The organism is Caballeronia sp. SEWSISQ10-4 2 (assembly GCF_030464885.1).
Taxonomy (GTDB): Bacteria; Pseudomonadota; Gammaproteobacteria; order Burkholderiales; family Burkholderiaceae; genus Caballeronia.
The window spans coordinates 86,381-94,599 of sequence record NZ_JALPRJ010000036.1 but is presented as its reverse complement, the minus strand read 5'-3'; the positions used below and the strand labels follow the sequence as shown (position 1 = coordinate 94,599).

Here is an 8,219-nt window from a genome sequence, read left to right as displayed (position 1 = left end):
ACCATGCGCTTATTGCGCGATGACGGTAATGCCGACATTTCTGTATAACGACATGCGTTCAAGGATGCAACCATTTTTAGCAAGTCGAAACGTACGGGCATTGGAAAAATAGCTAACTGCGTTGTGAGTTATCACATATGCGGCAGGTCGGGATAACTTTAAGATCCGGTGTGCTTGCTGCCGTTGATTTGAACTTACGTCCAGGGTAAGGAGAAGTCAGGATATAGAAAGCGCCTACGCGCCGATTCTCTCACTGCCGACTTTCTCGTGATGGCGGGTAGCTCGCTCACAGCCTGAAATGGTTTAAAGACAAGCGGAAGTCGAACAAACGACCTTCATGCTAGTCGCCTACGCAAATTAACGTGCGCCACCCGACCGGGTAGGCGCTGGACGTTCACGAACCCGAAAGGTCCGTTTTGATGTCAAACAATTTGTCTGCTTCCTCCTTCGACACCGTTCTCTACGAAAAGAAAAATGCAACGGCCTACGTGACGTTGAACCGTCCCGAGGTAATGAATTCGCTGAACCGGAAAGCGATTGCAGAACTAAGCACAGCGTTTTCAGATGCACAAGACGACCCGCAGATTCGCGGCGTCATCATCACCGGTGCAGGCAATCGGGCGTTCATCGCCGGGGCCGACATCACCGAGTTAGCCACCGCGACGCCGATCGAGGCCGAACGCCAGACGCGGGCTGGGCAAGCGCTTCTCAATCTCGTCGAAAATCTAGGCAAGCCAGTCATCGCCGCAGTGAATGGCCTGGCGCTCGGTGGTGGATGTGAAACCGCACTCGCCTGTACTTTCCGGCTGGCCAGTCCGAGCGCAAAGTTCGGCCAGCCTGAGATCAAGCTGGGGCTCATCCCCGGCTTTGGCGGAACGCAACGACTCCCTCGCCTCGTTGGCAGGAGTGTCGCGTTGCAACTCATCCTCACCGGCGAGATGGTGTCCGCGGATGAGGCGTATCGAATCGGTCTGGTAGATGAAATCGTGGAAGCCGGCAATCTGATAGCCCGTGCCGAAGCGATTCTGGCACAGATTGCCGCCAACGCGCCACTGGCCGTCGCTTACGCAATGGATGCCGTCAACCTCGGACTCAACGCTGCCTTGCCAGAAGGACTCGCCCTCGAAGGGAAGCTCTTCGCGCTATGCGCCGCGACAGAGGACAAGAAGGAAGGGACGACCGCCTTTCTGGAGAAGCGCCCACCGAGGTTTCAGGGGCGTTGATACCTGACAGTTATTAGTTAGTCTAGCTCACGATCCAGACGGGCTCACGCCAGCATGGAGTCACTATCTAACCCCGAATCGGGAACACTTCCATGACCGACGGACAACACGTGTTTTCAGGTCTCAAGGTGCTCGACCTTGCGAGCTACATTGCCGGCCCTGCGGCAGCGACGATTCTGGCTGACTTCGGGGCAGACGTCATCAAGATCGAGCCGCCGGGCATGGGCGACGTCTACCGGTTCTTCTCGGCCATGCCGCCGAATCCAGTGGCCGACACGAACTACGCCTGGCAATTGACGAACCGCAACAAGCGCAGCATTGCCCTCGACCTGAAATCCAGCGAAGCGAGAGAAGTACTGGTGCGCCTCGTTCAATGGGCAGATGTCGTGGTCGTCAATTTCCCGCCACGTGTGAAGGCCGCTTTAGGCGTGACCTACGAGGCCCTCTCGCCGCTCAACCCGAAGCTGATCTACGCGGACATTACCGGCTATGGTTCCGAGGGGCCTGAGGCTGACACACCGGGTTTCGATGTCACGGCCTATTGGGCTCGCTCCGGCCTCATGGAGGTCACCCACGACGCTGGCAGCCCACCGACACTTCCCATTCCCGGGATCGGCGACCACGCTACGGCCACGACACTCTATGCCGCAATCGTCACGGCACTCTATACGCGCGCCACGACTGGCAAAGGTAGTCACGTGTCGACTTCGCTGATCGCCAACGGCATCTGGGCCGCAGCAGCGTGGGTCGAGGGCGGTCTGAATGGCGGTCGATTCTTCGCCCAGCACGACCGAAAGAATCCACCCAATGCGCTGCTCAATCCTTACCAGACAGCCGACGGTCGTTGGATTCTGCTGGTAGCGGCCCAACGCAAGGACTGGCCCGCCTTCGCCCGCGCTATCGGTATGCCGGAGCTTCTGGAAGACCCACGGTTTGTCGATGACCAACGTACCCATAACGCAGCCGCATTGGTCGAGATTCTCGATCCGTTGTTCGCCGGCCAGCCGCTTGCCTTCTGGAAACAAGTGCTCAACGCGGCGCGCGTGATTTTCGGCGTCGTGCAGATTGCCGAAGAGATCATTCACGATCCGCAGTTGGAGGCCAACGGTATCGTCGTGCCGTTCGACGTGCCGGGCAAGCCCACCAGGCGCACGGTCAGCAATCCGATCCAGATCATGGGGGAACAGAAGGTCAAACCGTGCGTTGCGCCGCAACTTGGGGAACACGGCGCAGAGATCCTGCAAGAGATGGGCTTCACCCGGGACGAAATCGCACACCTTCACGACGCCGGCGCGGTCGCGCGCTTCGAAGGCTCGGCCTGATCTCACCGCGTTGGACGATTTGAGCGAACGCTTTTGGCAGCCAGGCACTGGCGAGCCATTGCCCAGCCACTCACCTGGAGCTTTACATGACTGAAGACGAAATTCGCGCGCGCGCTTACACGATGCCGATCAGCAGCCCGGCTTATCCCAAGCCGCCTTTCCGGTTTGTCGATCGCGAATTCATCATCATTACCTATCGCACTGATCCGCAAGTTCTGGCCAGCATCGTACCTGCGCCGCTGCTTCCCGCCGAGCCAATCGTCAAATACGAGTTCATCAGGATGCCTGATTCAAGCGGCCTCGGCTCATACACCGAATCAGGTCAAGTCGTGCCTGTGTCGTTCGACGGTGTATCCGGCGGCTTCACACATGCCATGTACCTCGACAGCGGGGCCGGCATCGCGTCCGGCCGTGAGTTGCTGGGCTTTCCGAAAGTATTCGCACAACCGAAGCTTGAAATCCGCAACGACGCGCTGGTGGGAACCCTCGACTACAACGGTGTACGCGTTGCGACCGCAACCATGGCGTACAAGTACGAGCCGCTGGATCTCGCCGCCGTCAAGAAAACGCTCGCGGCACCTGGTTTCCTGCTGAAAGTTCTACCTCACGTCGATGGGTCGGCCCGAGTCTGCGAACTGGTCAGGTATTACGTAACCGACGTCACGGTAAAAGGCGCCTGGAGCGGGCCTGCTTCCCTCGAGCTGCATCCCCACTGTTTCGCGCCAGTCGCAAAGCTGCCGGTGCTCGAGGTTCTATCGGCGATCCATATCCTGACCGATCTCACAATCGGTGGCGCAGAAGTCGTGCACGACTATCTGAGCCTCCCCTCAAACGCATCCTGATCAACGCTCGAATGGAACTCGCCATGACTGCCAGCTCAAAGCCAAACCACCCGCTTCCGGCCCCCGACAGCGACTTCTATCTGCTTCACGAGATTCTGAGCGATGCCGAGAGGGCCCTGCTAAAGCGGGTGCGTGCCTTTATGGAGAGCCGCGTCGCTCCCGTGATCAACAAGTTTTGGGCCGAAGACGCTTTCCCGTTCGAGCTCATCCCTGGCATCCGCGATCTCAATATCGTCGGCGTCGGCTTCGAAGGATATGGCTGCCCTGGCGGCAGTACGCTCCTCGATGGATTTATCGCCATGGAACTGGCGCGCGTCGACTCGTCCATCGCTACCTTCTATGGGGTCCATAGCGGGCTGGCGATGGGATCGATCTATCTCGGCGGTTCGGAAGAGCAGAAGCAGAAATGGCTGCCGCCGATGGTGCGAATGGAAAAAATCGGCTGCTTCGGATTGACCGAACCGCTGGTGGGATCGGGTGCCGGCGGGGGCTTGCTGACCACCGCCAAGCGGGAAGGCAATACGTGGATCCTGAATGGCCAAAAGCGGTGGATTGGAAATTCTCCATGGTGCGACCTGTCGATCATCTGGGCACGCGATGTCGATGACAATCAGGTCAAAGGTTTCATCGTCGAGAACAAAACAACTCCGGGTTTTTCAGTCGAAAAGATCAAGAACAAGATCGCACTGCGAGTGGTGCAGAACGGCGTGATCACGCTCGACAATTGCTGCGTGCCCGAAGAGAACCGCCTCCAGGGGGATCTGTCCTTTCGCGATACGGCGCGGGTCCTTCGGCTTACCCGTCAATACGTCGCATGGGAATCCGTCGGCTGCAGCATGGGCGCTTACGAACATGCGCTGCGCTACGCGCAGACACGCGAGCAGTTCGGCAAACCGATCGCGTCGTTCCAGATGGTGCAGGACCTCCTCGCGAAAATGCTCGGCAACATCACAGCGTCCCAATGCATGGTCGTACGGCTTGCCCAATTGCAGGATCAGGGCAAGCTGCTGGACCAGCATGCTTCACTGGCCAAGGCATTCTGCACGACCCGTATGCGCGAGACCGTTGCCTGGGCGCGGGAAATATTCGGCGGCAACGGCATCGTGCTCGACTACAACATCGCTCGCTTCTTTGTCGACGCGGAAGCGCTCTATTCGTACGAAGGCACACGGGAAATGAACTCCCTGATCGTCGGCAAGGCAGTAACCGGCTTCAGCGCCTTCGCCTGAACACACCCCACTCGAAGGATGATTAGAATGAGCAATAACATCAATCGCATCGCCATCATCGGCACCGGCGTAATTGGTGCGAGCTGGGCCGCGCTGTTCCTTGCCAAAGGTCTGGATGTCGTCGCTACGGACATTGCGCCGAATGCCAAACCGAAGCTCGAGGCATTCATTGAAGCGGCATGGCCCGCATTGGAAAGGTTAGGACTGGCGCCAGGAGCCTCGCGCTCGAGACTGGAGTTCACGGCGAATCTCGACGACGCGGTGGCCGGCAGCGACTTTGTCCAGGAGAATGGGCCCGAGCGGCTCGATTTCAAAAAAAACCTCTACAGGCATCTCGACGACATCCTGCCGCCCAGCACGATCATCGCGTCGAGCTCTTCAGGCCTGACCATGAGCGAAATCCAGTCGGCTTGCGAGCACCACCCCGAGCGGTGCGTAATCGGACATCCGTTCAATCCGCCCCATCTGATACCGCTTGTGGAAATCGTCGGCGGCGCCAGAACATCGGAAGAGACGATCGAACGCGTCGCGGCTTTCTATAGCGGCCTGGGCAAGCGCACAGTCCGGCTGCACAAGGAGGTGCCGGGGCACGTCGCCAATCGGCTGCAAGCCGCGCTCTACCGTGAAATGGTTTATCTGATCTCGGAAGGCGTGGTCAGCGTGGCCGACGCGGATACGGCCGTTTCCTGGGGTCCGGGTCTGCGCTGGGGAGGCATGGGGCCTAGTCTGCTTTTTCACCTGGGCGGAGGCGACGGCGGCATCGAACATTTCTTCGAGCAGTTCACTGGACCCATGAGCGCATGGTGGCACGTGCTCGGCACGCCCGAGCTGACCCCTGAAGTTCGTGCAACCATCATCCGAGGGGTGCACGAACAGACTCAATCCCGATCCACGCACGAACTTGCCGCGCATCGCGATGAGATCCTGCTAGGCCTCCTGTCCCTTCGTCGAGACGAGATCTGATGTCGTAGTGCGTCTTGCCGGGCCGTTTTGCTCGGGCAAAGCGATGGCTTGCCTTGTGCCCCGCATTGGTAACGACGGCAACTGGCGAAGCCGTTCTCGAAACCAGTGGGACAGCACGAGCATGAAGCAACAACACACACTCGTAATATCCCCGGCCTTGAGTACGTTGAACGGGTGCGCCGCGCGAGGCGCGCCCTCGTTCGCGCTATTCGGCGCCTTCTTCCCTGCCTGGAACATCGTGCAGAAGTCGTGGTGATCGAGGGCGAGTCCTGTCGTGTGAAGGAGGCACGCGAACACGCTGAGCGCCGCTCAACGTACGAGGAATCCATACTTGAGCGGATCCCGCTCGTCGATGATCCAGTTCGCGAATCCACAAACATGGGCTGAGCCTTCGATCTCGGGGATCACGGCGGGGAACTCGCCGAGTTGCGTTTCACCGACAACACGCGCACGAAACACCGTGCCGATGATCGATTCATTCACGAGTACGTCGTCTTGCCTGATCTCGCCACGCAGATACAGTTGCGCCACGCGGCCTGCGGTGCCCGAACCCGTCGGAGAACGGTCTACTTCCCGGTCCGCGAAAATGCAACAGTTCGCCTGAGTCGATTCGGGAAATCTTGGCGCGCCGTGAATGATCGTGCCGTAGATATGGTTGATTTCCGGAATGTGCGGGTGCACGAGCGGAAACGCCCGATTGGCGGCAATCTTCACCTCCGCGCCGAATTTCTTGAGCACGTCCACCGACGACTCGCGAATAGCGAGGCCATGCGGTGCGCCGTCTGTGTAGAAATAGAACGCACCCCCGAATGCAATGTCGCCTGTCACTGTCCCGTAGGTTGGCGTCTCGACGCTCACGTCGCGCCTGTAAATGAACGATGGCACGTTAATGAATCGCACACCATTGGCGTGCATGCCATCCCACTTGACGAATGCTTCGATAAAACCACACGGTGCGTCGATGCCGACACGCGTCTCGGGTGATTCGCGCTGCACCCAGCCGAGTTCCACCGCAGCCGTTGCCAGTGCGATCACGCCATGCCCGCAGTGGTCGCTATATCCTTCGTTATGCAGAAAAATGACACCGAAATCAGCCGTGGGTGAAACGGGCGGCGTGAGATAGCCCCCGTACATGTCCGCGTGTCCGCGGGGTTCGAACATCAGGGCCTGGCGAATATTGTCCGCATGTTCGCGTACCCAGGCACGGCGCTCCACGATCGAGTTGCCCTGCAGGCGGGGAAGGCCCGAGGTGACGATCCGGAACGGCTCACCGCCGGTATGGACTTCGACGGTACTGATTGTGCGACCGACCTGCATATCTTTATATCCTCTACGTGATGCCTGCGCGCCACTCCGGACGCCATGCGACGTGCATTATGCTGCGACGGGCTCAAGCAATTGTCCAGCGTGCTTGACGCAGACCCCTGCCTTGATCACCATCGGGATGTGCTCGCCCTGACCGAGCAAAAGCGACAGATCCGCAACCGGGTCACCTGCCACGACGACCAGATCGGCCTTCGCGCCCACGCTAACCGTGCCTCGCACGCCGGCTTCGCCGATGATCTCTGCTGCTACCGACGTGGCGGAACGGATCGCCTCCAGATTCCCGACTATCTGCGCGCGCGCCACGAACTCGTCGGACTGGTGCACATGCAGTTCGCCGAGCATGTCGGAGCCGAAACCCGCCTTGACGCCGACGCGTGCCAGCAACCTCAGTGCTTCGCGACCGACAGACCGGGCCGCATCGATCTTTTCCAGCGACTCGGGCGGAAAGCCGAGCGCAGGTCCGTGCGAGAGCAGATGGTCCAGCGTAGCAAGCGTCGGCACCATGTAAACGTTGCGTTCGACCATCATGCGTGCGGTCGCCTCATCCACCAGATTACCGTGCTCGATGCAACGCACGCCGCATTCGATCGCGCGGCGGATCGCCCGCGGTGTGTAAGCATGCGCCATGACGTAAGTGCCCGCCGCCTCGGCTTCCTCTACCGCGGCGCGAAGTTCCGCCTCCGAGTACTGGGTGTTAGTGATGGAATCGTTCGGCGACGCTACGCCACCGGACGCCATGACCTTGATTTGCGTAGCACCCTTGAGGATCTCTTCACGCACGGCGAGCCGGATTGCGTCTTCGCCGTCTACGACACGTGCAATCGCGCCCTGACGGCCCAGGCAGCCGCAAGCGTCACTCATCAACTGGTCACTGCGCGGACGGAAGTCGCCATGCCCCCCCGTTTGCGATAGTGCCTTGCCCGAGGAGAGGATGCGCGGCCCCAGGAGGACGCCGGTATTGATCGCCTCGCACATGCCGAAGTCCGCGCCGCCCGCATCGCGCACCGTTGTAAAACCGCGGTTGAGCATGCCGCGCACAATCGGCACAGTACGCAGCGCGGCGAGAAAGTTCGGCATCACCGCATTGGCGCCGAGGTTGGTTTTGGAGGCGACTACATGCACATGCAAATCGATAAAGCCGGGCAGCAGCGTGTGTCCCGGTAACGTGTACCGGACGTCGGGAGACACCGACGGCGGCACTGTGCCGATCGAAGCAATGACGCCGTCGCTCACGCAGACGTCGACGCCTTCGAGGCGCGTGCCGCTGGCGGGGTCGAAGACATTGATTCGTTCAAGTACGAAAGTGCTCATGAA

The 8,219-nt window shown here is 59.8% G+C and carries 7 protein-coding genes; 5 read left to right on the top strand and 2 right to left on the bottom strand.

What is annotated here, in order from left to right; translation table 11 throughout:
* Window positions 1-419: 419 nt before the first annotated feature.
* The 5 genes from M0D69_RS23950 (at window position 420) to M0D69_RS23930 (ending at window position 5,579) form a co-directional block, all read left to right on the top strand.
* Window positions 420-1,223, top strand: coding sequence for an enoyl-CoA hydratase/isomerase family protein (locus M0D69_RS23950; RefSeq protein WP_301784361.1), 804 nt, complete (start codon window positions 420-422; stop codon window positions 1,221-1,223).
* A 92-nt stretch (window positions 1,224-1,315) separates the two neighbouring features.
* Window positions 1,316-2,545 (top strand): CaiB/BaiF CoA-transferase family protein, encoded by a 1,230-nt coding sequence (locus M0D69_RS23945; RefSeq protein WP_301784360.1) that lies wholly within the window; start codon window positions 1,316-1,318, stop codon window positions 2,543-2,545.
* An 86-nt stretch (window positions 2,546-2,631) separates the two neighbouring features.
* A complete protein-coding gene (locus tag M0D69_RS23940; protein ID WP_301784359.1) occupies window positions 2,632-3,387 on the top strand; it encodes an acetoacetate decarboxylase in 756 nt (251 codons plus the stop codon).
* A gap of 23 nt (window positions 3,388-3,410) precedes the next feature.
* Window positions 3,411-4,616, top strand: coding sequence for an acyl-CoA dehydrogenase family protein (locus tag M0D69_RS23935; RefSeq protein ID WP_301784358.1), 1,206 nt, complete (start codon window positions 3,411-3,413; stop codon window positions 4,614-4,616).
* Window positions 4,617-4,643: 27 nt separating this feature from the next.
* Window positions 4,644-5,579: a 3-hydroxyacyl-CoA dehydrogenase NAD-binding domain-containing protein gene (locus M0D69_RS23930; protein ID WP_301784357.1), complete on the top strand. Its 936-nt coding sequence runs from the start codon at window positions 4,644-4,646 to the stop codon at window positions 5,577-5,579.
* A gap of 309 nt (window positions 5,580-5,888) precedes the next feature.
* Here the strand turns inward: M0D69_RS23930 and lhpH are convergent, their stop codons facing one another.
* Both lhpH and M0D69_RS23920 read right to left on the bottom strand, forming a co-directional pair.
* Window positions 5,889-6,896 carry a trans-3-hydroxy-L-proline dehydratase gene (gene lhpH / locus M0D69_RS23925; protein WP_301784356.1) on the bottom strand — a complete coding sequence of 336 codons (1,008 nt, stop codon included), beginning with the start codon at window positions 6,894-6,896 and terminating at the stop codon, window positions 5,889-5,891.
* A gap of 57 nt (window positions 6,897-6,953) precedes the next feature.
* Window positions 6,954-8,216, bottom strand: a complete 1,263-nt coding sequence (locus tag M0D69_RS23920; protein ID WP_301784355.1) for an amidohydrolase family protein — start codon at window positions 8,214-8,216, stop codon at window positions 6,954-6,956.
* Between the last annotated feature and the right edge of the window lie 3 nt (window positions 8,217-8,219).